Source organism: Streptococcus mitis (assembly GCF_946188685.1).
GTDB lineage: Bacteria > Bacillota > Bacilli > Lactobacillales > Streptococcaceae > Streptococcus > Streptococcus mitis_CC.
On sequence record NZ_CAMHWH010000009.1, the window covers coordinates 58,861 to 84,701 of the forward strand.

The 25,841-nt window shown below is 39.6% G+C and carries 21 protein-coding genes; 2 read left to right on the forward strand and 19 right to left on the reverse strand.

All coding sequences use genetic code 11. The annotated features are described in order from the left end of the window. Positions 1-96 precede the first annotated feature (96 nt). Positions 97-1,542 carry a UDP-N-acetylmuramoyl-L-alanyl-D-glutamate--L-lysine ligase gene (locus N8N51_RS08585; RefSeq protein ID WP_261104030.1) on the forward strand — a complete coding sequence of 482 codons (1,446 nt, stop codon included), beginning with the start codon at positions 97-99 and terminating at the stop codon, positions 1,540-1,542. Between the two features lie 47 nt (positions 1,543-1,589). On the opposite strand, the gene N8N51_RS08590 is transcribed toward N8N51_RS08585, so the two are convergent. From N8N51_RS08590 to N8N51_RS08675, 18 genes are all read right to left on the reverse strand, one after another. Beyond that, on the reverse strand, positions 1,590-1,781 hold the full coding sequence (locus N8N51_RS08590) for a CsbD family protein (RefSeq protein WP_000051184.1): 192 nt from the start codon (positions 1,779-1,781) through the stop codon (positions 1,590-1,592). 101 nt (positions 1,782-1,882) lie between these two features. Beyond that, positions 1,883-2,533, reverse strand: coding sequence for a DUF1803 domain-containing protein (locus N8N51_RS08595; protein WP_261011513.1), 651 nt, complete (start codon positions 2,531-2,533; stop codon positions 1,883-1,885). After that, the gene (locus tag N8N51_RS08600) at positions 2,517-3,029 is read right to left on the reverse strand and encodes a YiiX/YebB-like N1pC/P60 family cysteine hydrolase (protein WP_261011512.1); all 513 of its coding nucleotides are present in this window, start codon (positions 3,027-3,029) and stop codon (positions 2,517-2,519) included. Before N8N51_RS08600 ends, N8N51_RS08595 begins: the two co-directional genes overlap by 17 nt. An 86-nt stretch (positions 3,030-3,115) precedes the next feature. Beyond that, positions 3,116-4,051, reverse strand: coding sequence for a manganese-dependent inorganic pyrophosphatase (locus tag N8N51_RS08605; protein WP_261011510.1), 936 nt, complete (start codon positions 4,049-4,051; stop codon positions 3,116-3,118). Positions 4,052-4,230: 179 nt separating this feature from the next. After that, positions 4,231-4,527, reverse strand: a complete 297-nt coding sequence (locus tag N8N51_RS08610) for a GIY-YIG nuclease family protein (RefSeq protein ID WP_261011509.1) — start codon at positions 4,525-4,527, stop codon at positions 4,231-4,233. Then, positions 4,517-5,266, reverse strand: a complete 750-nt coding sequence (locus N8N51_RS08615; RefSeq protein ID WP_261011508.1) for a tRNA1(Val) (adenine(37)-N6)-methyltransferase — start codon at positions 5,264-5,266, stop codon at positions 4,517-4,519. The genes N8N51_RS08610 and N8N51_RS08615 overlap by 11 nt, the downstream gene beginning before the upstream one ends. Positions 5,267-5,318: 52 nt before the next feature. Continuing rightward, complete coding sequence (locus N8N51_RS08620) at positions 5,319-5,681, reverse strand: S1 RNA-binding domain-containing protein (protein WP_000689605.1); 363 nt, start codon at positions 5,679-5,681, stop codon at positions 5,319-5,321. 1 nt (position 5,682) lies between these two features. Further along, positions 5,683-7,083 (reverse strand): bifunctional Cof-type HAD-IIB family hydrolase/peptidylprolyl isomerase, encoded by a 1,401-nt coding sequence (locus N8N51_RS08625; protein WP_261011507.1) that lies wholly within the window; start codon positions 7,081-7,083, stop codon positions 5,683-5,685. A 79-nt stretch (positions 7,084-7,162) separates the two neighbouring features. Next, on the reverse strand, positions 7,163-7,666 hold the full coding sequence (locus tag N8N51_RS08630) for a GNAT family N-acetyltransferase (RefSeq protein WP_049493270.1): 504 nt from the start codon (positions 7,664-7,666) through the stop codon (positions 7,163-7,165). Positions 7,667-7,988: 322 nt separating this feature from the next. Continuing rightward, positions 7,989-8,228: a 30S ribosomal protein S18 gene (rpsR, locus tag N8N51_RS08635; protein WP_000068664.1), complete on the reverse strand. Its 240-nt coding sequence runs from the start codon at positions 8,226-8,228 to the stop codon at positions 7,989-7,991. A gap of 31 nt (positions 8,229-8,259) precedes the next feature. Then, complete coding sequence (gene ssbA / locus N8N51_RS08640; protein WP_000609606.1) at positions 8,260-8,730, reverse strand: single-stranded DNA-binding protein SsbA; 471 nt, start codon at positions 8,728-8,730, stop codon at positions 8,260-8,262. Positions 8,731-8,741: 11 nt separating this feature from the next. After that, positions 8,742-9,032: a 30S ribosomal protein S6 gene (rpsF, locus tag N8N51_RS08645; RefSeq protein WP_075232201.1), complete on the reverse strand. Its 291-nt coding sequence runs from the start codon at positions 9,030-9,032 to the stop codon at positions 8,742-8,744. Positions 9,033-9,195: 163 nt separating this feature from the next. Next, the gene (locus tag N8N51_RS08650) at positions 9,196-16,248 is read right to left on the reverse strand and encodes a Rib/alpha-like domain-containing protein (RefSeq protein ID WP_261011505.1); all 7,053 of its coding nucleotides are present in this window, start codon (positions 16,246-16,248) and stop codon (positions 9,196-9,198) included. 260 nt (positions 16,249-16,508) lie between these two features. Further along, a complete protein-coding gene (asnS, locus tag N8N51_RS08655) occupies positions 16,509-17,852 on the reverse strand; it encodes an asparagine--tRNA ligase (protein ID WP_033677725.1) in 1,344 nt (447 codons plus the stop codon). A gap of 18 nt (positions 17,853-17,870) precedes the next feature. Then, positions 17,871-18,236 (reverse strand): VOC family protein, encoded by a 366-nt coding sequence (locus N8N51_RS08660; protein WP_261104031.1) that lies wholly within the window; start codon positions 18,234-18,236, stop codon positions 17,871-17,873. Then, entirely contained in the window at positions 18,229-19,416 is a 1,188-nt protein-coding gene (locus N8N51_RS08665) for a pyridoxal phosphate-dependent aminotransferase (protein ID WP_261104032.1), read from the reverse strand. Before N8N51_RS08665 ends, N8N51_RS08660 begins: the two co-directional genes overlap by 8 nt. Next, entirely contained in the window at positions 19,413-19,901 is a 489-nt protein-coding gene (locus tag N8N51_RS08670; RefSeq protein WP_261011503.1) for a cell wall elongation regulator TseB-like domain-containing protein, read from the reverse strand. Before N8N51_RS08670 ends, N8N51_RS08665 begins: the two co-directional genes overlap by 4 nt. Positions 19,902-20,088: 187 nt before the next feature. Next, positions 20,089-21,285 carry an MFS transporter gene (locus tag N8N51_RS08675; protein WP_261104034.1) on the reverse strand — a complete coding sequence of 399 codons (1,197 nt, stop codon included), beginning with the start codon at positions 21,283-21,285 and terminating at the stop codon, positions 20,089-20,091. Positions 21,286-21,705: 420 nt separating this feature from the next. Here N8N51_RS08675 and N8N51_RS08680 point away from each other — a divergent pair, with 420 nt between their 5' ends. Beyond that, entirely contained in the window at positions 21,706-22,254 is a 549-nt protein-coding gene (locus tag N8N51_RS08680) for an NADPH-dependent FMN reductase (protein WP_261011500.1), read from the forward strand. A gap of 236 nt (positions 22,255-22,490) precedes the next feature. Here the strand turns inward: N8N51_RS08680 and N8N51_RS08685 are convergent. Then, positions 22,491-25,841: collagen-flanked surface repeat-containing protein (locus N8N51_RS08685; protein ID WP_261104035.1), on the reverse strand; the 3,351-nt coding region annotated here is incomplete at its 5' end.

Genomic DNA, 25,841 nt, shown 5'->3' on the forward strand with positions numbered 1-25,841 from the left:
ATTTTATTTTAATCACTAGGAAAAATTCCTCATCTTCCATTATAAACTTTTCCTTGTCACTTGTAAATTTACGACTTTCGGTTTACAATAGAAAGTATGATAAAGATTGAAACCGTATTAGATATTTTAAAGAAAGATGGTCTCTTCCGTGAGATTATCGACCAAGGACATTATCACTACAACTACAGCAAAGTTGTTTTTGATAGCATTAGTTACGACAGCCGAAAAGTAAAAGAAGACACTCTTTTTTTTGTAAAAGGTGCTGCCTTTAAGAAGGAATTTTTGATTTCTGCCATCTCTCAAGGCCTCGGTTGGTATGTGGCTGAAGAAGACTATGAAGTTGGTATTCCTGCTATTATCGTCAGCGATATCAAGAAAGCCATGAGTTTGGTAGCTATGGAATTTTATGGCAATCCACAGGAAAAACTTAAACTCCTTGCCTTTACTGGAACCAAGGGTAAGACAACAGCAGCCTATTTCGCTTATAATATCTTATCTCAAGGGCATCGACCGGCTATGCTCTCGACTATGAACACAACTCTAGATGGCAAGACTTTCTTTAAGTCTGCATTGACAACTCCTGAGAGCATTGACCTCTTTGATATGATGAATCAAGCTGTGCAAAATGGCCGCACCCACCTCATCATGGAGGTATCCAGTCAAGCCTATCTGGTCAAACGTGTCTATGGTCTCACCTTTGATGTGGGAGTTTTCCTCAATATCAGTCCAGACCATATCGGCCCGATTGAACACCCTAGCTTTGAAGACTACTTCTACCACAAGCGTCTCTTGATGGAAAATAGCCGAGCAGTCATCATTAACAGTGACATGGACCACTTCTCAGTCTTGAAAGAACAGGTGGAAGATCAAGACCATGATTTTTATGGTAGTCAATCAAGTAACCAAATCGAGAATTCTAAAGCCTTTAGCTTTTCAGCTACAGGTAAACTCGCTGGTGATTATGATATCCAACTGATCGGTCACTTCAACCAAGAAAATGCCGTTGCTTCTGGACTTGCTTGCCTCCGTCTGGGAGCTAGTCTTGAGGACATCAAAAAAGGAATCGCTGCAACCCGTGTTCCTGGTCGTATGGAAGTCCTGACTCAGAAAAATGGTGCCAAGATTTTCATCGACTATGCCCACAATGGGGACAGTCTGAAAAAACTCATTAATGTTGTAGAAACTCATCAAACTGGAAAAATTGCACTGGTTCTGGGATCGACAGGAAACAAGGGAGAAAGCCGTCGTAAGGACTTTGGTCTCCTCCTTAATCAACACCCTGAGATTCAAGTCTTTCTGACTGCTGATGACCCCAACTATGAAGACCCAATGGCCATTGCAGATGAAATCAGTAGCTATATCAATCATCCCGTTGAAAAGATTGCGGATCGCCAAGAAGCCATCAGGGCAGCGATGGCTATCACAAGTCAAGAATTAGATGCTGTGATTATCGCTGGTAAGGGAGCCGATTGCTACCAAATCGTCCAAGGAAAGAAAGAAACCTATCCAGGAGATGCAGCCGTCGCAGAAAATTATTTATAAGATAGTAAAAAAATCAAGGGAAATGAAACCCTTGATTTTTTCTATTTTTATTTAAAAGCGTTTTTCAAACCTTCAACGGCACCTTCTACAGCACCTTTAGCGTCTTCAACTACTTCTTTTGCCTTAGCAACTGTCTTTTCTACAGCGCCTTCTGCTTCAGTCTTGCTATCCCCAGTAACTTTACCAAATCCTTCTTTGATAGCGCCTGTTGCTTGTTCCAATTTGTTTTCAAGTGACATATGATTGTCTCCTTTGGTTTTATTCCGATATGTGTTACCGGTTACATATAGTTTATACCGAATACTAATGAAAGTCAAACAATGTGCTCAGAAACAAGAAATCAGGTCAAGTAAAAAGTTAATCTTTCCTTATCAAAATCAACAGTCAACTCATACTTCCCTTCTTCATTTTGGACAATATAGCCTAGAACGACTAAACTGTCCACAAAGATATCACGGCGTTTCTGCATAAGCTGGTCTTTTTTGAGAAATTTTAGCAAAAAAGTTGTCATGTATTTGAGAGCATACTCAGGATTAACATCTCCCAAAATATCGTAAAGTTCCTGCTGTTTTTTTGTCAAAGGATACTGATGTTTGATCTTGTAGAAATAATTAGACAGTGTCATTTTAGTGCGCGCAAAATCTGTTTTTTCAACTAAAATAGCTGCATTGGTTTGATTGCGCAATTCCGTCTCAAAACTCTTCTCCAACAAAGCTTGATAGGTCGGACTAGCTTCGCTGACAAAAATCTCTTGATCCAGTTCAAGACTATCAAGTGATTCAAGCATAGGAAAATTGAGGTAATAGCGCTTATTTTCCCGTAGAATCAAGCCAGCCTTTATATATTCTTCCATGAGTTTATCAACTGCTACATCTGGAAATTGAGCCTTGATTTCCCGTAGAATCACATCCTCATGCTGGTCCAGATAGCGGATCAATTCTCCAAAAAATGGCTGTCTCGTCAAACGAGATGGATTAAAAATCTGAATCATGAAGATTCCTTTCTTTACATTCTAACAGAGGCGACGCTGCCAACTGACTAGGATTGGTCCCCGGCTGGTTCAAAGGGACAGGTAGGCCTAGTTCTCTATAATACTCTCTCCAAAAATCACTAATCTCCTGCTCCCCATCCCCAAATTTCATAGGTATGGTTTCAAAAATCGGTAGGATTTCTGCCATATACTGGGAACAGTAAAAACCATGTCCATCTGGATAGAAAGAAGCATTGTAGGGTGCTCCAAGATACTTACAAGCTCTTTCCTTCACCGACTGGATATCCATTTCTGGGTAAACATAGAGGTCGTACAAGTGATTGGGTTCAAAGAAGTCTGCTGGTTCTTGACAGACAACACCAAATTCTCCACTAGCATGGTAAATCATCCCATCCAAATAGATGGCGACATGGCTATAGTTGCCTGTTGAAGTCTGGATGGCCTGCCCCATATCTGACCCATCTCTCACAAAAATCAAATCGCCATTTTCTAACATACTTCACTCCTAGAAAAAAAGGAGCCGAAACTCCTTTCGATATAAGGCAAACTAGCCTTTCCTAATTTGAATTGACATTCAAAATCTTAGGCATTGAAGCTTTCAGTCAATTGAGGTACCACTTGTTTCTTACGTGAAACGGCACCAGCAAGGAAGGCGTGGTTGTTATCAAGTTTGAAGTTGAAAGCCGCTTCAACCTTGTCCATGTTAGCACCAAGGGCTAGGATTTCAGAGTTTGAGTTGACGATATCTGTAATCATCAAGACAAAGTCAGAGTAACCGTTTGCTTCGTTAGCAGCTTGCATTGCAGCTTCGATTTCTGCTTGACGTTCCAAAACTTCAGCGATATCCACTGTGTTTACTTGGGCAACACGGACATTATTTCCGTTCAATTCAAAAGTCTTAGCATCGATGTCAATCAATTCGTCAGCAGATTTGCTAGCCAAGTTTGTTCCAGCCTTAAGCATAGCAAGACCATACTCTTCCAAGTTAACACCAGCCAATTCAGCCAATTCTGGAGCAATGACTTTATCTGTTGGGTGTGTTGTTGGTGATTTCAAAAGAAGAGTATCTGAAATCAAACCTGAAAGCATCAAACCAGCAATCTCTTTAGGAACAGCCACACCATGTTCTTTGAACATACGGTAAACGATTGAAGAAGCTGACCCAACTGGCTCCAAACGCATGTAAAGTGGACTTGCAGTTTCAAAGTTAGCCACACGGTGGTGGTCTACAACACCGTAAACTTCTACTTCAGCGATATCTGATACAGATTGTTGGAATTCATTGTGGTCAGTCAAGATAACTTGCTCTGCTCCTTCTGCTTTGGCAGAAGTGATGACGCGCGGTGCTTCCACACCAAAATAGTTCAAGACAAAGGCCGTTTCTTCATTTGGAGTTCCAAGGGCAACAGCTTCCGTATCCAAACCATAAGCTTCTTTTGCAAGGTAGGCAAAGGCTACAGATGACCCGATGGCATCTGAGTCTGGATTTTGGTGACCAAATACTAGAATCTTAGACATGATAATACCTCATTTTGTTTATTCTCTTTATTGTAGCATTTTTTTCGCTTTTTGACAAAAGTAAGAGGAGTCAAAGGGCTCCTCACGATTCTTCAAAATAACTGATACTCTTCGAAAATCAAATTCAAACCACGTCAGCTTCGCCTTGCCGTACTCAAGTACTGTCTACGGCTAGCTTCCTAGTTTGCTCCTTGATTTTCATTGAGTATGAGTAAATTTCTATCTTGATTTTCAGATAAAAATCTTTCCTTCTGTGGCCTCTTCTTACGCTTGAGAAGGGCTTCAGCTGACATGGCTTCTTCCTTACTGGCAAAACCTTGAGCATAAATCAGTTTGACTGGCAAGCGTGCCCGTGTGTATTTGGCTCCCTTCCCACTATTGTGGACAGCGAGGCGTCTCATCACATCAGTCGTATAGCCTGTATAGTAGGATCCGTCACGACACTCCAGTACGTACATATAAGCCTTATGATCCATAATAAATCTCTTCAAGTTCAGGCGTATAAGAGCCATCATCATTGTGAACAATGAGAGGTGGTAAGACCTTAAAGCCACTTGTTGAACCATCCTTGATAGCCTCAATCAAAAGCATATTGGCTTCCTTTTCTCTTTTTGGATAAACAAACTGCAGGCGCTTAGGGGCTAGATTATGTCGTTGTAAGCTGTCCAAGATATCTAAAAGTCGATCAGGACGATGAACCATGGCCAAACGCCCATTGGATTTGAGAATACTCTGAGCACTACGACAGATTTCTTCCAAATTAGTCGTGATTTCGTGGCGAGCCAAGAGATAATGTTCACTCTCGTTCAGATTGGAATGAGAATCCACCTTGAAATAGGGTGGATTACACAAAATCATATCCACCTTACTTCCCTGTATACGAGAAGGCATATTTTTCAAATCATCACAGATGACCTCCATCTGCTCTTCCAAACCATTCAAACGGACAGAGCGTTCAGCCATATCCGCCAAACGCTCCTGAATCTCAACAGCCAAAATCTGTGCTTGAGTACGAGTGCTAGCAAATAGCCCCACTGCTCCATTTCCAGCGCAAAAATCCACTATCAAGCCCTTTTTAGGAAAACGTGGAAAACGTGACAAGAGAACACTATCCACCGAATAGCTAAAAACCTCTCTATTTTGAATGATTTTAATATCTGTCGAAAAGAGCTGGTTAATACGCTCTCCTGATTTTAATAATTGTTCTTCTTCCATGGTCCTATTATAGCAAATTTATATTAACATTACAAAAGATAGAAATTTCTAACTAGTGTTTCTGATTCTTCAAATGTTGAAGGGCTTCCTTGGTCCAAATTGGCATCATTCGTTTGAGAGGAGCAAAGCCATAGTTAAAACGATCGCTTGAAAAGCGTCTCCGTCTTGGAAACTGATGCTTTTCTTCCTCCAAAGTGCGGATAGAAAGACTAGCTTTCCCTGTAAATTCATCTAAATCCACTACTTGAACTTGAACCTCTTCATCAACTTTCAAGGCTTCTTGGATATTTTCAATAAATCCTGTCCGAATCTCTGAAATGTGAATCAGTCCCGTATCACCCGTCTCTAGCTCAACAAAGGCACCGTAGGGCTGAATCCCTGTAATACGGCCCTTTAGCTTATCACCGATTTTCATCTTAGTCCTCGATTTCAATTGTTTCAATCACGACATCTTCAACTGGCTTGTCCATGGCCCCTGTCTCAACAGCAGCAATGCCATCCAAGACAGCGTAAGAAGCTTCATCAGCTAGCTGACCAAATACAGTGTGACGTCGGTCTAGGTGAGGGGTTCCACCTTGGTTGGCATAGATTTCTGCGATCGGTTCTGGCCAACCACCACGAGCAATTTCTTTCTTAGAATAAGGCAAATGTTGATTTTGCACGATAAAGAACTGGCTGCCGTTGGTATTTGGACCAGCATTGGCCATAGAAAGGGCACCACGGATATTGTAAAGTTCTTCAGAGAATTCATCCTCAAATGATTCGCCGTAGATTGACTCGCCACCCATACCAGTTCCAGTTGGGTCTCCACCTTGAATCATAAAGTCCTTGATAATACGGTGGAAAATGACACCATCATAGTAGCCATCTTTTGAAAGAGCTACAAAGTTAGCCACTGTTTTAGGAGCATGTTCAGGGAAGAGCTTGATACGCAAGTCTCCGTGATTGGTCTTAATAGTCGCGATAGGACCTTCTACTGTTTCAATGTCTACTTGTGGGAAATGCAATTCTTTTTCTACCATACCAAATCCTTCTAAGGCATCAAAAATGCCATCTTCTTCCAATGTTTTTGTAATATAATCTGCTTTTTCTTTGATGTTATCATGAGAAATTCCCATTGCAACGCTGATTCCAGCATAATCAAAGAGTTCCAAGTCGTTGAGGCCATCTCCAAAAACCATGACGTTCTCTGGTTTCAAGCCAAGGTGTTCCGCAACCTTTTCCACCCCCGTCGCTTTGGAGCCTGAAATCGGCACAATATCAGACGAATGTTGATGCCAACGAACCATGCGAAGTTTGTCTGAGAGACTATCAGGCAAGTGCAAGTCATCTCCCTTATCTTCAAAAGTCCACATCTGATAGATATCTTCTTTTTCATGAAAATCAGGGTCTACATCTAAATCAGGGTAAATTGGATTGATAGCTTCACTAATCATATCGGTGCGAGTCGACAACTTGGCATCATGACTCCCAACCAAACCATACTCAATTCCCTCTTGCTTGGCCCAAGAGATATACTCCTCAACATCTGACTTCTTAATCTGATGTTGATAAATAACCTGACCTTTTTTATCTTCAATATAGGCACCATTTAAGGTTACAAAAAAGTCAGGTTTGAGCTCACGAATCTCCGGAACGACACCAAAAATCCCTCGTCCAGAAGCAATACCTGTCAAAATTCCTTTCTCACGTAATTGCTTAAAAACAGTTGGGATTGAAGCTGGAATAAAACCTGTCTTTGAATTCCGCAATGTATCATCAATATCAAAAAAGACAATCTTGATTTTCTTTGCCTTGTATCTTAATTTGGCATCCATCTCACTACCTCTTTCAATCTAACTCTTTCCATTATACCATAAAGTAGCTAAATCCCCTATTTTCAAAAAGTTTCCCGTTTTATTGTAAGTCCTTGGATAAGTATAAAACTAAATCATTATCGTTTTGACAACTTGCACCCATTTCTAGCGGTTTATTTCGATACCAGACACCTGTCCCATCTGGAATGTAGCCCCGTCTGATATACAATCTCTGGGCAGGGCCATAGCCTAAGTGCAAACCTACACCAAGAGTGACCTTACTCGAAACAAACTTGACTCGTTTTTCTGCTTCTTCTAGCAGTTGATTCCCAATCCCTTGATTTCGAAAAGGCTCAAACACATTAAAATCTGATAATTCTGGATAGATTCCTACAAAAGGACCATGTTTAGCAGAGGGCAAAATGGTAACGTAGCCCGCTACAGCACCATCAATCTCTGCAACTAAGACTTCTCTCTCCCCACTTTCCTGTTGCAGAAAATATCTAGCCAAAATTTCCTCTCTACCAGGCCAACCTTGATTCATAAATCCATGAGATAAAGATTCAATATCAGACTTAATCATATTTCTAATCGTACAATTCATCTTTGACTTACCCACCTTTACTCTTTCTATTACCATTATAGCACGCCAAGGTCAGAAAAAAACTATCTCGTGAAAAAAGACCCAACCGGGTCTGAAAAAGAGGTCCACTGGACCCCAACTCGCTCTCTCATTTCAAAGCTCGTGAAAAAAGCCCCGTCGGGGTCTTAATTCGCTTTCTTGTTTTCAAGCTCATGAAAAAGAGGTCCACTGGACCCCAACTCGCTCTCTCATTTCAAGGCTCGTGAAAAAAAGACCCGTCGGGGTCTTAATTCGCTTTCTTGTTTTCAAGCTCATGAAAAAGAGGTCCACTGGACCCCTTTTTTTAATCTTCGTTTACGAAAGGCATCAAAGCCATTACGCGAGCGCGTTTGATAGCTGTTGTTACTTTACGTTGGTTTTTAGCTGAAGTTCCTGTTACACGACGAGGAAGGATTTTCCCACGTTCTGAAACGAAACGGCTAAGAAGCTCAGTATCTTTGTAATCAACATATTCAATTTTGTTTGCTGCGATGTAATCAACTTTTTTACGGCGTTTGAATCCGCCACGACGTTGTTGAGCCATGTTTTTTCTCCTTTATAATTTTAGTTGTCCATTAGAATGGTAAATCATCATCTGAAATATCCAATGGATTTGTTGCTCCAAATGGATTTTCATCACGTGAAAAGTCTGGTACTGAATTTGTAGGTGCTGAATAGTTTGCAGTTGGTGCAGAGTAAGCTCCACCTGTATGTCCCTCACGCACACTACGGCTTTCCAACATTTGGAAATTCTCAGCCACGACCTCTGTCACGTAGACACGTTGTCCTTGCTGGTTATCGTAACTACGAGTCTGTATACGACCTGTCACCCCGATAAGTGAGCCTTTTTTAGCCCAGTTAGCAAGGTTTTCAGCCTGTTGGCGCCACATAACGACATTGATAAAATCAGCCTCACGTTCGCCATTTTGACTCTTAAATGTACGGTTTACTGCAAGAGTAAAAGTCGCAACTGCTACATTTGATGGGGTATAACGCAACTCAGCGTCACGTGTCATACGCCCTACAAGTACAACATTGTTAATCATAGTTTACCTTCTTACGCGTCAGTTTTGACGATCATGTGACGAAGAATGTCAGCGTTGATTTTTGAAAGACGGTCAAACTCTTTAAGAGCTACATCGTCGTTTGCTTCAACGTTAACGATGTGGTAAAGTCCTTCACGGAAATCTTGGATTTCGTATGCAAGACGACGTTTTTCCCAAGTTTTTGATTCAACAACAGTTGCACCGTTGTCAGTCAAAATAGAGTCAAAACGTGCTACCAAAGCGTTTTTAGCTTCTTCTTCAATGTTTGGACGAATGATATAAAGAATTTCGTATTTAGCCATTGATATGTTCCTCCTTTTGGTCTAATGACCCCAAGACTTTGCAAGGGGTAAGTGAGGTTCGCTCACAATAAACTATTATACTAGAAAATATTTTTTTACGCAAGTAAAAACACCGAAATAAAAAAAGAAGATGACGAATCATCTTCTCAAAAACTATAAGTTTTTAGTCTTCTTTTTTCTTGCGTGCCACAAGACCAAATCCACTCAATACTCCAAGAAGTCCAAGTGCTGCTAGGCTAGCATGATCTTCTGTACCAGTGTTAGGCAATTCTTTTTGACCTTCAACATATTTAGGTGTTGCTGGTTTAGCAGTTGTATCAGTTGCTACTGTTGCATCTGCTTGAGCTGGTGCCACTGGTTGAGTTTGATTTGGTGTTGCTGGCTGTCCTGGTTCCGTAGGAGTTACAGGTTGATCAGGAGCAGTTGGTCTTGACGGAACATTTTGTGGAGTAGGAGTTGGTCTGTAGTTGTTACCACCATTTCCACCACCGTTATATCCATCTCCATTATATGGATTAGTTTCTGGAATGCGTTTAGGAATTACCGTTACTGGGACGTCTACTACTACAATTTCTCCTGTTGGTAGTTTCACCTTCACTTTAACACTTGGTTTCACTCCTGGTGTTTCAGTTGTAGGGATTTCCCCAACTTCGATAATTTCAGCATCTTTTGGTAATTTAACATGACCTTTCACATCTTCTTTAGTGATTGGCGTTCCTACTTCAACCACGATTGGAGTTGCTGTAACAGTTTCTTTTGGTGTTTGTGGCTCTTCTTTACGTTCTACCACATTTACAACTGCTGGAACTTCAACTAATAGATTACCATCTTTATCCTTAACAACTACAATTACATTCTTCTTACCTGGTGTTTTTGTATCAGGTTGTTCTTTGAATGTAAATGTTGCCCCTTCTGGGAAGTCTTTAGGATTAATATTATCTTTTGCTTCTGGAGCTTTATCTGGATTCACTGTAACTTCTTGCTCTTTACCTTGAACTACAATAACTTTCGCAGGTACTTCTACGATTGAATCTCCATCTTCATCTTTAACAACTACTGTTACATCTTTAATTCCTGGTGTTTTAGTGTCAACATCTTCTTTGTACCCAACTTTTGCTTTTGCTTCTTTAGGGAAAACAGATGGATCTACTGATTTATTCACATCTGGTTGAGTATTCTCAGGATTTGCTGCTACGTATTGAGTCTTAGGTCCTACTACAGTAACTTTCGCTGGGATTTCTGCAATTGGTTCACCATTTAGTTTTGCTACAACAACAACATCTTTATCTCCTGGTGTTGATGTGTCAACTGGAGTTTTATACTCAAATGTTGTTCCGTCTGGGAAGTCAGTTGGGACAATATTTTCTGCAGGAATTACTTTCTTAGGATCTGTATCTACTGGTACATATTGTCTATATGCATCAACTACACGTACTGTTGTTGGTACTGTTACAAGTTTATTACCATCTTTATCCTTAACGATCACGTTTACTGGGTAATCTCCAGCTTCTGAAATATTTACCGGATCTTTTCCGTCAACTTTTTCGTATTCGAAAGTTGCTCCCTCTGGATAATCACCTTTGTTAATGCTATTTTCTGCAAGTGGTTGACCTTGATCAACAGGAATAATTTGTGGATTTCCTTGTACCACTTTAACTTTCGCAGGTACTTCTACGATTGTATCTCCATCTTTATCTTTAACAACTACAGTTACATCTTTTTCACCTGGTGTTTTAGAAATATCTTTTTCTTTATATTCAGGTTTTGCTTCTGCTTCTTTAGGGAATACTGATGGATCTACAGATTTATTTACATCTGGTTCATTTCCTACTGCTACATACTGAGTCTTAGGTTCTACTACAGTAACTTTTGCTGGAATTTCTGCAATTGTTTCACCATTTTTCAGTTTGGCAACAACTACAACATCTTTATCTCCTGGTTTTGATGTGTCAACTGGAGTTTTATATTCAAATGTTGTTCCTTCTGGGAAGTCAGTTGGGACAATATTTTCTGCAGGCACCACTTTAGTTGGATCAGTATTTACTGGTACATATTGTCTGTAAGCACCTACGACACGCACTGTTGTTGGTACTTTAACTAATACATTACCATCTTTGTCCTTAACTACAACTGTTACTGGATTATCCCCAGCTTCCGAAATATTAACCGGATCTTTTCCATCTACTTTTTCGTATTCGAATGTAGCACCTTCTGGATAATCACCTTTGTTAATGCTGTTTTCTGCAAGTGGTTGACCTTGATCAACAGGGATAATTTGTGGATTTCCTTGTACCACTTTAACTTTCGCTGGTACTTCTACGATTGTATCACCATCAGCATCTTTAACAACTACAGTTACATCTTTTCCACCTGGTTTCGTTGTATCTACTTTCTCTTTGTATTCGAAAGTAGCTTTATCAGGGAAACCATACTTATCTTTATCTACAAGGCTATCCGCTGGTGTTGGTTGAGTATTATCAGGATTTGCTACTACATATTGAGTCTTAGGACCTACTACAGTAACTTTCGCTGGAATTTCTGCAATTGGTTCACCGTTAAGTTTTGCTACAACAACAACATCTTTATCTCCTGTTGTTTTTGTATCTACTGGTTTATTATCTTTATCTTTGTACTCAAATGTTGTTCCTTCTGGAAACTCTTCTGGATCAATATTATCTTTAGCCAAGACTGTCTCAGGTTTAGTATCAACAGGCACATACTGTCTATAAGCTCCAACTACACGTACTGTTGCTGGTACTTTTACTAATTCGTTACCATCTTTATCTGTTACGATAACCTTAACTTCTTTATCTCCAGTTGATGATGTATCAGGTTCTTTTTCATAAGTGAATTTCGCACCTTCTGGATAATCAGATGGGTCAATGCTATCTTCTGCTTTTGGAGCAGTTTTTGGATCTACTGGTACGATTTGTGGGTATCCTTGAACAACTTTTACTGGTACATTAACAGTTTCTTCACGTTTATTATCACCTGAACCGTATGTTACTGTTACTGGTGCAGTTAATGTATCATCTCCAACTTTTCCTTTTGTTTCAGGAATCTTAGTTTCATCTACAGTTTTGTCATTTCCTTCTGTAGTAACCGCATTTTTTAGTTTTTCTGCTGTTGGTTTATCACCTTCCACAACATAAACAGGAGTTGGTGTTGAAACTTTTGGAGTTAACTTAATTGTAAAGCTTTGATCTTTATCTGAATCAGAATCAAATGTTGGATCTTGATCGAATGGATTTTCTTTAACTGTGTAACCCATTGATTTTAACACATCAAGACTAGCTTGAATTTTATCTTCTGGAATTTGTGTTCCAGCTTTACCTGAAAGATCAGTAATATTAAACTTCTCATCTAATGGTGTTTCTTTACCAGCTGCATCTACAGAAACAAAGTTAACTGTAGCTTTTTGAATTCCAGGTGCATATTGAATTGGAGTTTTACCGAAATTATCAGTTGGGTTAAAGTTGTCTGGAACTTTGTATCCTTTAGATGGATCTGCAGGATCAACTGGTGTTAATTCTACTCCATTATATTTTGGAACATATCCATCTACATAAGGAATAACTACCTTACTAAAATCACCAAGTTTTGTTGGATCATTTGGATTGTTAGGATATTTAATTGTATCTGGTGCATCTTTTGGTTTCTTATCAGCTGGATACTCAGGTGTAAATGATCCAATTTCTTTATAAAGAACTTTCACTACTTCATTAGTAACTTCACCTGTTTTAGATGGTGTTGGAGCTTCTTTTTCTGCGATAGTTTTATCAGCAGGCTCTACTTGTAAGTAGTTTTCAATTACTGGAGAAGTAACTTCATTGAATTTACCTTTTCCATCTTCTGCTGAAGCATCTGATATTTCTGCTCCTTCATAAACAGTCCAATCAGAGTATGTTACTTCACCCGTTTCTGGGTTTACAGTTGCTGTACGTTTGTAAGTAACTTTTTGTTCTCTATCTGGAGCAGTTTCTGGGTCGATAGGTTGAGCGTTTGGATTATCTTTATCATTAACATTGATAAATTTAACCGTACGTGTCACTTCTTTAACTAAGTCATCACGTGTTACCCCAGCTGGGTATTTACCATAATTTTCATCTCCTGGTTTAACTGGTGTATCAGCATCTTTTGGAGATACTGGAGCTGTTGTACTTGGATTTGTTGGATCAGCTGTTACTGTTGGATCTACTGTAATTAAATCTAATACGTGAACTGTTGTAGTATCAATATTAGATTTTTTACCTTCACTATCTGTAGCTTGAACTCTTACTGTATAATCTCCTGGTTTTGTTGAATCTAAACCACCGTCATTACTTACAGCAATCGTTGGTTTAGTAGAATCAACACCATCACGATCATCTTCTAAGTCAGTAGCGGTAGCTTCTGATTTTTTAAGTACTTCATCAGCCGTTAACTTTTTATCTGCTGGAGTTTTATAAACATAGATATCTTTTTTCTTAGTTTCTACAGTCGGAGCATTATTGATAACATCTCCATATGCTGGTTCTGATTCGTTTCCTGCCTTGTCTAATACTGTAACTTTAATACGTTTATCTGGGTTAGTTGTATCACTTGCTTCTGTTAAATCAGTACCCGCAGGAACTGGTACAACTAATTTACCATCACGTACTTCTACTTTTGTTTCACCGTTATACCAACCGTCTTCTTTTTTCGTTAATGTAATCGGTGTTTTACTATTTGGTAAAGTAACTTTCATTGAAGTTAAGCCACCAATAGCTTTTTTAATATTGTCTACTTCCGTATCAGCATTACGAGTGGTTCCATTATTTTTATCGTTAGCTGCAATATCTTGTTTTTCTCTAGCTTCATCTGTTAAGTTAGGATCTTTTTCTGCAGGTACAGAAATTAATAATTCTGTTGGTTGTTTTTTATCAGTTTTTTCTCCAGTAACACTGTCTGTATGAACCGCTTCTACTGTTGGAGTTTTTGGCTTAACTGTATCAATATAAATAGTTTTATTGTAGTAGTAATCTGGATTGTCAGTATTTCTTACTCCATTTACTACGTCATAGTAAATACTTTTTGGGATAGGTTTCCCATCTTTATCTACCTCTTTACCATTATGTACAATATCCCCTTTATTTAACACTTCATTATCTTCTGCATCTCTCATACCATTTGGTAAATAAGTTCTTACTTTAAATGTTGCAGTACCTTTATAATCGTCAGCAGTAGTAAATGGTAATCTAAATTTACGAACTCCATCATTCTTACCACCATTAGAACCTACACCGATATACGGAACGTCTCCGTTATTAGATTTTGATGTACCATATTTTAATCTTAACTTTCTAGTTGCTGGATCCCATTGGATTTTATCAGGAGCAACCGGAGTATCACCAAACCAAACCCATCCTGTTGGATTGGTAATATTATTTGGAAGCTCTACCCCTTTAGGAACTTCGATTTCTGTTTCTGCAGATCCGTATAGACGAGTTCCACCAACACTGTTTACTGTAAATTCGAATTCACCTTTTTGTTTTGATTTATACAGGTTATCTTCTCCGAACTTTTCTTCCTTATTGTTACTTTTAACATTGGTAGTCATTTCTACACCAGTACCAACTGCCAAGTTAACAGCACCAACGAAGTAACCATCTGTAACCTTACTATTTGTTCCTTTTAAATATGAATTGTTAATCGCTGTACCATCGTTTAAAGCTTCAATTTCAACTTTAATTTTTGTGACATCTTTTGGAATTTCATAGATAGCGCGATATTCAGCCCAGCCGTCACCATTTCCTCCATCTCCAGCAGGTTCAGAAACATGTGACTCTTCGAATTTTTCACCAATCGTACGGTCATCTCTAATGCTAGCAATTACATTTCCTTTGTCGTCTTTAACAGTAATTTTTACTTTTTCACCTGTACCGGCAGTTCCGGCATTACCATAAGCACCACCTGTGATAGCACTTAGCATCACTCTAGAATTTCCATTTACTGCGTACTCTTTCGAAATTTTTGTACCTTGTTTTTCTAATTCTAGATAATATCCTTTTGGTAAATTATGTGTTCCTACCATACCTGAGTAGTTCACACCATTTGCATAATTTTGGTTAGCAGCATTAACACCAAGTGGGTTTCCTGGAGCTGGATTCTCATTGTCTCTTTGAGTAACTTTTCCATCTAAATCATATACTTTCGATGGTTTAGGATCGAAACCTGCTGGACGATTAGCAGAAACATTAGTTGGTGCTTCAGGTTTAACTGCAGTTACTTTTTCTCCACTTTCAATTTTCCAACCATTCAAGGCATTATTATCGTTAGCTTCTGCTGCGGTAATTTCTTTTTCTTTCCAGTTATAAGTTAAACTACCTAAAATTTCAGTATTCCCACCTTGAGATGCAGTGGATCTTGACCATTGTTTTTTAACTTCTTTACTTTTTTCTGTAGCATTAGCAAAATCAATATCACCAAATTGATTTTTTGCACTTTCAAATACACCATCAACTGGGTTGTTTCCTGAACCTAATTTATTGTTATTTGTTGGTCCTTCAGTAGCAGGAATAATTGGATTAGCTGTTGCAGCTCCATCTCTAAATCCACTTTCACCTTGTCCTGGAATAGCTTTTCCATTACGTGAATCTTGGTTTTTGTTTTCTTTTTCTTCTTTCTTCTCTGCTTTTGCTTTCGGCATACTTTCTAATACGAATGCATTACCGTTTACTGCTGATGTAGCTTTTGCCACCTCTTCTTTTGTTGCAGCTTCATTTGCGGCTACAGCTTTTGCGCTTGCTAATTCTGCTTTTGCAGACTCAATTGCTGAAGCTGTTTTTTCAGTTGATGCTGCTTTTTCTAAAGCTGCTTCTAAACGAGCAATAGCTGCTTCCAACTTGCTTGTGTCAGCCTTTGAAGCTGGTGCTAGAGCTTCTTCGGCTTTTGGTGTTTCAGTCGGTGCTGTTGGTTGCGTTGCTGCAGGCGCTGGTGTTGATGGTTGCTCAGCTGTTGGTGTAGCAGTTTCAGTCGAAGCTAGAGGCATGGTTGAATCTGCTTGATTACTTGCATCTGGGACTGTTTGTGAATCAGATGCCGTCTTTGGTGTAACTTGAGCATCCGCCTGAACAGTTGCTGCTCCACCGAACATCATGTAAGCTGCTACAGCTACTGATGCTGCACCAAAACTATACTTACGGATTGAAAAGCGCTGCACTTTTTGTCCGTGATTTTTTTCCATTCTTGAATACATGGTTTCTCCTTTTTTATTTATATGTTATTAAACTGGAATAATGTTAAAACGTTTAATATTCACTTCCTTTCCTGCTTAAGAACGAAGTCTTAAACTAGTCTCAACACAATATCCGCTAGTCCGATTTTATCATATTTCCCAGAATATTGTCAATCAAAAAGAGCTTTATGCTCGTATTTTTATATATTATTTTTGTACCCAAAATTCAAAAAAAGAAGGAATCCTCCTTCTTTTTTTCATAATAACTTTTTATTTTATTTTTAAGGTTTAATACGATGCAACATACGTGGGAATGGAATAGCTTCACGGATGTGTTTTGTTCCTGCTGCGAAGGTTACCATACGCTCGATACCGATACCAAATCCTCCGTGTGGAACTGTACCGTATTTACGAAGGTCAAGGTAGAATTCATACTCAGTACGATCCATGCCAAGTTCATCCATTTTTGCGACAAGGGCATCGTAGTCTTCCTCACGCATAGAACCACCGATAATTTCTCCATAGCCTTCTGGAGCAAGCAAGTCTGCACAAAGCACGCGCTCTGGATTTCCAGGAACTGGTTTCATGTAGAAGGCCTTGATGGCTGCTGGATAGTTCATGACAAATGTTGGCACACCAAAGTGGTTTGAAATCCAAGTTTCATGTGGTGAACCAAAGTCATCACCATGCTCAAGATGTTCGTAGTCAGCATCTTCATCATTCTCATGCTCTTGCAAGAGGTCAATGGCTTGATCGTAAGTGATACGTTTGAATGGCTCTGAAATGTAGCGTTTCAAGAGTTCTGTATCACGTTCCAAAGTTTCCAAGGCTTGAGGCGCACGGTCAAGAACACCTTGAAGAAGAGCTTTCACATAAGCTTCTTGCAAGTCAAGTGACTCATCATGTGTCAAGTATGAGTACTCTGCGTCCATCATCCAAAACTCAGTCAAGTGACGGCGTGTTTTTGATTTTTCAGCACGGAATACGGGACCAAAGTCAAAGACACGACCAAGGGCCATAGCGCCTGCTTCTAGGTAAAGCTGACCTGATTGGCTCAAGTAGGCTGGAGTTCCGAAGTAGTCAGTTTCAAAGAGTTCAGTTGAATCTTCTGCCGCGTTTCCTGAAAGGATTGGGCTATCAAATTTCATGAAGCCGTTCTTGTCGAAGAACTCATAAGTTGCGTAGATGATAGCGTTACGAATTTGCATCACCGCTACTTGCTTACGAGAACGGAGCCACAAGTGACGGTTGTCCATCAAGAAGTCTGTTCCGTGTTCTTTTGGTGTGATTGGGTAGTCTTGAGATTCACCAATCACTTCGATGTCTGTAATGTCCAACTCATAGCCAAACTTAGAACGTTCGTCTTCTTTGACAATACCTGTCACATAGACAGACGTTTCTTGGCTCAAGCGTTTGATGACATCAAACTTCTCAAGTCCCACTTCTTCACCAAATTTTTCTACAAAGTTTGGTTTAAAGGCTACACCTTGGAAGAAGGCTGTTCCATCGCGCAATTGCAAGAAGGCGATTTTTCCTTTTCCTGATTTGTTGGCAACCCAAGCACCAATCGTCACTTCTTGACCAACATAGTCTTTTACATCAATAATCGTTACACGTTTTGTCATTATTTTTCCTTTTCTTTTTTATTCTTTATGGCAAACCACCTCTATATTGTTCCCATCTGGATCAATCATAAAAGCAGCATAATAAATCGGATGCTCACTGCGATGACCAGGAGCACCATTGTCTAGCCCACCTGCCTCTAAGCCAGCCTCATAACAAGCTTGAACCTCTTCCTTATTTTCTGCTAAGAAAGCAAAGTGAATAGGATCTTGTGTCCCCTGAGTCAGCCAAAAATCTCCACCAGGATGAGGGCTATTTGGGGCAAGAAAACTGATTAGAGAACTAGTCTTAAAAGCCAATTTATAGCCCAAAGGAGCGAGAAAACTCCTATAAAATCCTTCTGAAATTTGTAAATCCTTTACCTTAATTTCAAAATGATCAATCATTCTCACTACCCATAAATGCTTTCAAGCGTTTAACTGCTTCTTTAAGCGTGTCTAGGTCCGTCGCATAGCTGAGGCGCACATTTTCTGGCGCTCCGAATCCTGATCCTGTTACCAAGGCAACTTCGGCTTCTTCTAGGATAGCAGTTGTAAATTCAGTCACATCCGTATAACCTTTCATCTCCATGGCTTTTTTAACATTTGGGAAGAGGTAGAAGGCTCCTTGTGGCTTAACGACTTCAAAACCAGGGACCTCACATAATAGCGGATAAATGGTATTGAGACGCTCCTCAAAAGCCTGACGCATGATGTCAACAGAATCCTGTGGTCCTGTTAAGGCTTCAATAGCCGCATATTGAGAAACAGATGTCAAATTTGAAGTTGTTTGTCCCGTCAATTTACTCATAGCTGCAATGATTTCAGGATCACCTACCGCATAACCAACTCGCCAACCCGTCATGGCATAGGCTTTAGATACACCGTTGATAACAATAGTTTGCTTACGAATTGCTTCTGATAGACTTGAGATTGGAACAAATTCATTTCCATTATAAACAAGTCGTCCATATATATCATCTGCTAAAATCAGAATGTCATGCTCAACTGCCCAATTTCCGATAGCCAAGAGTTCCTCACGGGTGTAAATCATTCCTGTCGGATTGGATGGCGAATTCAACACCAAAACCTTAGTTTTATCTGTACGAGCTGCTTCTAACTGCTCTACGGTCACCTTAAAGTGATTGTCTTCCTTAGCAGGAACAAAGACTGGCACACCTTCTGCCATCTTGACCTGATCTCCATAGCTGACCCAATATGGGGTTGGTATAATCACTTCATCACCTGGATTGATTACAGCCATAAAGAAAGTATAGAGGGAGAACTTGGCACCTGTAGCAAAGGTAACCTCGTTACTTGCGACAGAATAGCCATAGTAGCGCTCGAAGTAGGTATTCACCGCAGCTTTTAATTCTGGTAGGCCTGAAGCTACTGTATAGAAGGAAGCCTGTCCTTCTCGAATAGCTTTAACTGCTGCATCCTGAATATTTTCAGGAGTGTGAAAATCTGGTTGTCCCAAGGTCAAGAAAAGGACATCCTTACCTTGAGCTTTTAATTTTTTTGCTCTCGCATCACTAGCTAAAGTAACACTTTCTTCCATTTCTAAAACACGCTTGGATAGTTTCATAAGCCCTCCTTATTGAGCAATGCTCCTGTTTCAAAATCTACTAGATAAAAATCAGATCCTGACTTAACTTCCCAGATTGGCTTGTCTTGATAACGGCCAAAGGTAATCTTGTCAATCTCGCCAGCTCCTTTTTCCTTCGAAACAGCTTCTGCTTTTTCTTGTGAAATACCCTGATTTAGCTGATAAACGTAAATCTTATGGTCATCTTTTCCAATCAGGACAGCAAGTGCTTCTTGTTTTTTATTATGACCAAGAACGCTGTAATAGGATTCCAAGCCATTGTAAAAATCAACCTGATCAGCTTGCTCTAATCCTGCATACTGCTGAGCTAATTTTTCTCCTTCACTTTTAGCTGTTTGATAGGGTTTCATGCCGAGAGAAACCAGATACAGAAAGGAAGCACTGATAACCACAAACAAAATCGTCATCCCTAGACCATACTGCCACAGTAGATTATTTTTTGCTTTATTTTGTCTTTTTTTCACTCGTCTATTTTACCATCTATTGGGCTTTATTACAAGTGAATGCAAGAACAATCGCACTTTATTTCTTCCTTCAAAGCAAACCGATTTTTCTTAGTTAAAACCGAGCAAGAAAAGTAAAGACAGCTCCAAAATCAACCTATTAAAAAACTTGAGCTTTGGTACTCAAGTTTTTAGAATTTCTTTTAATTTATGGAATTATTTTATCATCCATTCTTTTAGTCATTTTTCCTAAAAATACAGGCAGTAGAAGGCTAATCATGACTAAAAAGAATCCTAAATAAAGAAATGCTACTACAAAGCCTAAATGGTCAATCAACCACCCTGTCAGCGGGAAGAACACAATCATACTTAGGCTAAACATCATAGAGTAGACACTCAGCATGGTTGCCCTTACTTCACTTGGAAGGCGCTCTTGCAAATCATTGTCAAAAATCGGCTGAAAAAGAGCATATAGAGCATTACTAATCAAATAAATCAAAATATAGATTAGAGGTGTTCCAAAGTAGGACAGCATATAGGTGACTCCAGTCAGCAGGACGAGAAGAGGGAAAATCTTCAAGGCAGCATATTTCTTTCCAATCTTACTCGCTAGATAGACTGCAAGGATATTCAGGAGACTACCAAGTAGCATAACTGCTGAAATTTGCCAGCTACTTAAATCCGGTAACTGATTTTGATAGTAAAAATAAAACATGCACATAAGTGTTCCGACAATCTGAGATAAAATCATCCAGTTGAAAAGCATGGGATTTCGCTCCAACTCATCCCTAACAGTCCAAATAATCTGTTTCATCGTCACACTATCAGCTTTTTCTAGCTTGACACTAGGTTCTTTCAGCATCCAAATCAAGACAAGAACTATGATAGAAGTGGCAATCATGATATAGTAGGTCAGGTGCAATTGACCATGGACAAAAAATCCCGCCAACACTGTCCCCAAAGACCGAGTTCCTTCTGCTACTCCTGACATAAAACTTGAAATAGATAAGTAACGCTTCTTCAGTCCAGCTTCCACGGCTGAATCATAAACCATTGCTGCGCTTGTTCCCGAATCAAAATTATAAGACAAGGCACTTATCGCCATAGCAAGCGCATAAATCCAAAAATTTCCCTGCCCAGCCAACATGAGAATAGAAGACACAATCCCTGCTATACGACTTAAATAAAGGTTGGTCTTATAGGAACAGCGGTCAGCTAACATACCAGATGGAATTTCACAGAGAAGACTGGTCGTATGAAAAATACTCTCCAAAAGTCCAATCTGCCAAAGAGACATTCCGTTTTGACTGAGAAAGAGAATCCAAAAGCTGGTAATCCCTAGAAATGCAAAAAACTCAACTCCGGCCATCAGGCCAATATTTTTCCGATAATTTCTTATTAACATCTTTTCTCCTTAACAAGTGTATTATTATTTCTTTTGTACGTCACTTGTTAATTTTTGCCTTACATGATCTCCACCCCTTTTTAGAAGCATTCTTCAATGCCATTATTGTTCCTTTAATGATTTATGAAATGATACCGGAAAATAGCTGTTCTGCGGTTTCTATTGCGAGTTTTCTTGTTTATTTTATCACTTATGTCATCATATTACAAGAGAATATTGGAATACTCCTATAAAATCAAAGAAAACTAAAATCCAAAAAACAGTTCTTACTTTTCCAGTGGCAACTGACTAGAGTTTCAGCAATTTTATAATTTTCAAATAAACTCTAAGCAAATTTCTTGCAAGTCCTTTTCTTTTGTTGTAATATATTTTATAACAACGAGAGACTTCTCGGAAATTTTAAGAAAAAGGAGACATATCATGTCTAAAAAAGTATTATTTATCGTCGGATCACTACGTCAAGGTTCTTTCAACCACCAAATGGCTCTCGAAGCTGAAAAAGCACTTGCTGGTAAAGCAGAAGTTAGCTATCTTGATTATTCAGCCCTTCCTCTCTTCAGCCAAGATTTGGAAGTTCCAACTCATCCAGCTGTAGCTGCTGCTCGTGAAGAGGTTCTCGCTGCGGATGCTATCTGGATTTTCTCTCCAGTCTACAATTTCTCTATCCCTGGAACAGTGAAAAACTTGCTTGATTGGCTATCTCGTGCCCTTGACTTATCTGATACACGTGGCGCTTCTGCTCTTCAAGACAAGTTTGTCACAGTATCATCTGTAGCCAATGCAGGTCACGATCAACTTTTCTCTATCTACAAGGACCTCTTGCCATTTATCCGTACACAAGTCGTTGGTGATTTCACTGCTGCACGTGTCAACGACTCTGCCTGGGCAGACGGAAAATTAGTTCTAGAAGAAACAATCCTAAACTCACTTGAGAAACAAGCTCAAGACTTGCTCGCAGCAGTTCAGTAAAAAATAAAGAATTTTTAAAAGTCTAAATCAATGATCGCCACCTAATAGGGTGGCATTTTTAGACTCAATCAAGATTTTCAGACAAACATCAGCCATCCAAAAAAACCTTGAGCGTTGCCACTCAAGGTTTTTAGCAGTCTTTTCCATCATAGGAAAATCATTCTAAGAATATTCTTTCATTCGAGATCTATCACTTATCATCTTCTTTCGAGAAATTAGTGACTGCTTTTGGCTGATTAATCTTCTTTTCTTCGACCTACATATAGGCTCAATAGAATACCGCTACCTAGAAGAACAGAGATATAATCAGATTGGCTTCCAGTTTCAGGTAATTTGTCCCCATGGTTTTCTTTAACTGTAGTTGGAACTACTGGGTTAGCATTTACTGGAGTTGCTGGTTGAGCTGGTGTTGGTACTACTGGTTGTTCTGGAACCGCTGGTACTGGTTTAACCGGTACTTCTGGTGTTGGAACAACTGGAGTTGGTTGTACTGGCACTTCTGGTGTCGGTACATTTGGTGTTGGTTGTACTGGCACTTCTGGTGTCGGTACATTTGGTGTTGGTTGTGCTGGCACAGGTTTAACCGGTACACTTGGTGTTGGTTGTGCTGGTACTGTTGGCATATCTAATTCTGGTACTTCAGTAACTTCAGGCATACCTGGTACTCCACCGTTAAATTCTGGCAATTCATGAACTTCTGGCATTCCTGGCACACCACCGTTGAATTCTGGCAATTCATGAACTGGTGGTTCTGGCATTGCAAACGTTGGTCCTTCTGGCACATTACGTGTTGGAGGAACTGGTTTGTCATTTGATGGTGTTACTGGTTTGTCTTGGCATCCACATTTTCCGTCTTTGCCGTCTCGACCATCACGTCCATCTCTACCATCTTTTCCATCTTTAATAACTGTTTTTGTCACAGTTCCATCAGAATTGATGATTGTGATTGTATGACTACCATCACCATTATCTTCAACAGAAACTTTTGGTGATTTACCATCTTTACCGTCTTTAATCACCATTTCTGTCTTACTTCCATCAGGATTAGTGATTGTTACAACGTGAGTTCCATCGTTATTATTTTTAACAGTTACAGTTGGTGAAACGCCATCTTTGCCGTCTTTACCATCTTTGATAATAGATTTGTATTCACGACCATCAGAATCTACGATTGTTAATGTGTGAGTTCCGTCTCCGTTATCAACGATGTTAGCTTTTGGTGATTTACCATCAAAGATTGTAGTTGTAGTTTCTTTACCATCAGCACCTGTTACTTTAATAGTGTGTGAACTATTGTTGTTATCAATCACTTCAAGTTTTGGTTCTTTACCATCACGAACTGTAGTTGTTGTAGTTGTACCGTCTGAGTTCACAACTGTGATAGTGTGAGTTCCATCTCCGTTATCCACAACCTTAGCAGTTGGTGATTTACCGTCACGAACTGTGGTTTCAGAAACAGTACCATTACCGTTTTCTACACGAATTGTGTAAGTACCATCATGGTTGTCAGTAACAGTCGCTACTGGTGATTTACCATCTTTAATGATTGTTTCAGTAGTTGTGCCGTCACCATTTAGAACTGAGATCTTATGAGTTCCATTTTGTTCATCAGTTATAGTCACTTTTGGTGATTTACCATCACGAACTGTTGTTTCAGTTGTCACACCTTCTGGATTTGTAATAACGATTGTATGACTTCCGTCTCCATTATCACGAACAGATGCGGTTGGAGTACGTCCGTCAACACCGTCACGTCCATTCTTAACAACAAACTCATTCTTAGTTCCATCTGGGTTAGTGATTGTTACAGTGTGGCTTCCATCTGGGTTTTCTGTTGTTGTTGCTGTTGCAGCTTTACCGTCTTTACCATCTTTGATGATAGCGTTGGTAACATTGCCATCTCCATCCGTAACTTTAACTGTGTGAGTTCCATCGTTGTTATCAGTCACTTCAACTTTTGGAGTCTTACCGTCTTTACCGTTTTTAACAACAGTTTCTTTTGTTGATCCATCTGGATTTGTTACAGTGATTGTGTGGCTTCCATCTGGATTTTCTGTTGTAGTGATATTGGCAGTTTTACCGTCTTTACCATCTTTAACTTTCGTTGTTGATTCAGAACCATCAGGGTTTCTAACAGTAATAGAGTGTGTTCCATCTCCATTGTCCGTTACATTTACAACTGGTGATTTACCGTCTACTCCATTAGCTCCATTTTCACCTTTTTCACCTTTTTCACCTTTTTCACCTTTGTCGCCTTTTTCACCGGCTACTCCTTGAGGTCCGCGGATGTTACCAATCTTGTTCCAAGAACCATTTTCTTTCTTGTAAACATCACCTGTATTGGCGTCGATATAAGTATCACCGTCTTTACCATCATTAGCAGTTGGGGCAGTAACTCCACTTAGTAATTCAGCACCGTTACGTCCATTTGTACCAGAAGCTCCATCTGTACCATTACGTCCATTTGTACCATTCAAGATATCACGTGTACCAATTAATTCATCCACACCTGGATCGTATTTACCGTTACCATTATTATCATAGTATGCTGTAATACGAGTACCATTTACTGGTTGTGATTCTGTTGAATCGGGAGTCGCTGGTTGTGTATGTGTTGAATCGGGAGTTGGTGGTTGAATCTCATCTGGATTATCTCCTACACTTCTCGCTCTTCTTGCACTTCTTGATGTTCCAGAAGGTTGTGAATTAGAAGTTGATCCAACACCTCTTCTAACTGCTTCCACCAATGCATTTAAGTCAATAAATGGTGTACGTCCATCTTTACCATTCTTACCATCTTTCACTGTAAAGGTTACTGGATCTTTACCTGGTGTTGTGATAGTTACAACAGTGCTTTGGCCATCTTGTCCACGTTGAGTAGTGATTGTAGGAGTTTGTCCATCCTGACCGGTTGCACCAGTTTCTCCCTTAGCACCATCTTGAACAAAGACTGTAGTTGGTTGTGAACCATCATGGTTATCCACCGTGATTTCTACACCTTTATGACCTTCTTCATCCTTACGAACAGCTGTTACTGTTGGAGAGACTCCGTCCACTCCGTCTTTAATAACTGCTAGAGGTTTTTCTGGGTTCAATGGTTGACCTGGATGTGCTGGATCTTCTTGGTAAACTTTAGTTTCTTTACCATCTTTTACAGTAATTAATGATTTACCATCACGTCCGTCCGCACCTTTAGCACCATCTTTAATCATTTCAGAACCTAGAAGTTCATCAGTTCCTGGAGTGTACTTACCATCATTGTTTTCATCTGTATAGAATGTCACAATTGTGTGTGATGGATTTCCGTTTTGTCCTTCGACACGAAGCAAATCAACTTTTGGAGTTTTACCGTTTAGACCATTTTCTCCGTCCTTAACATTTACTTTAACTGGATCTTTACCTGGAACAGTGAATGTAATGTCAGTACTATGGCCATCTTTACCTGGAGTTACAGTTACTTCTGGAGTCTTACCATCTTCTCCACGTTCACCTTTGTCACCCTTAGGTCCCTTGATGTTGCCTTCTTTTTCCCAGTTGCCGTTATTCTTAACGAAGACGTCGCCTGTTTCTGTATTAACGTATTTATC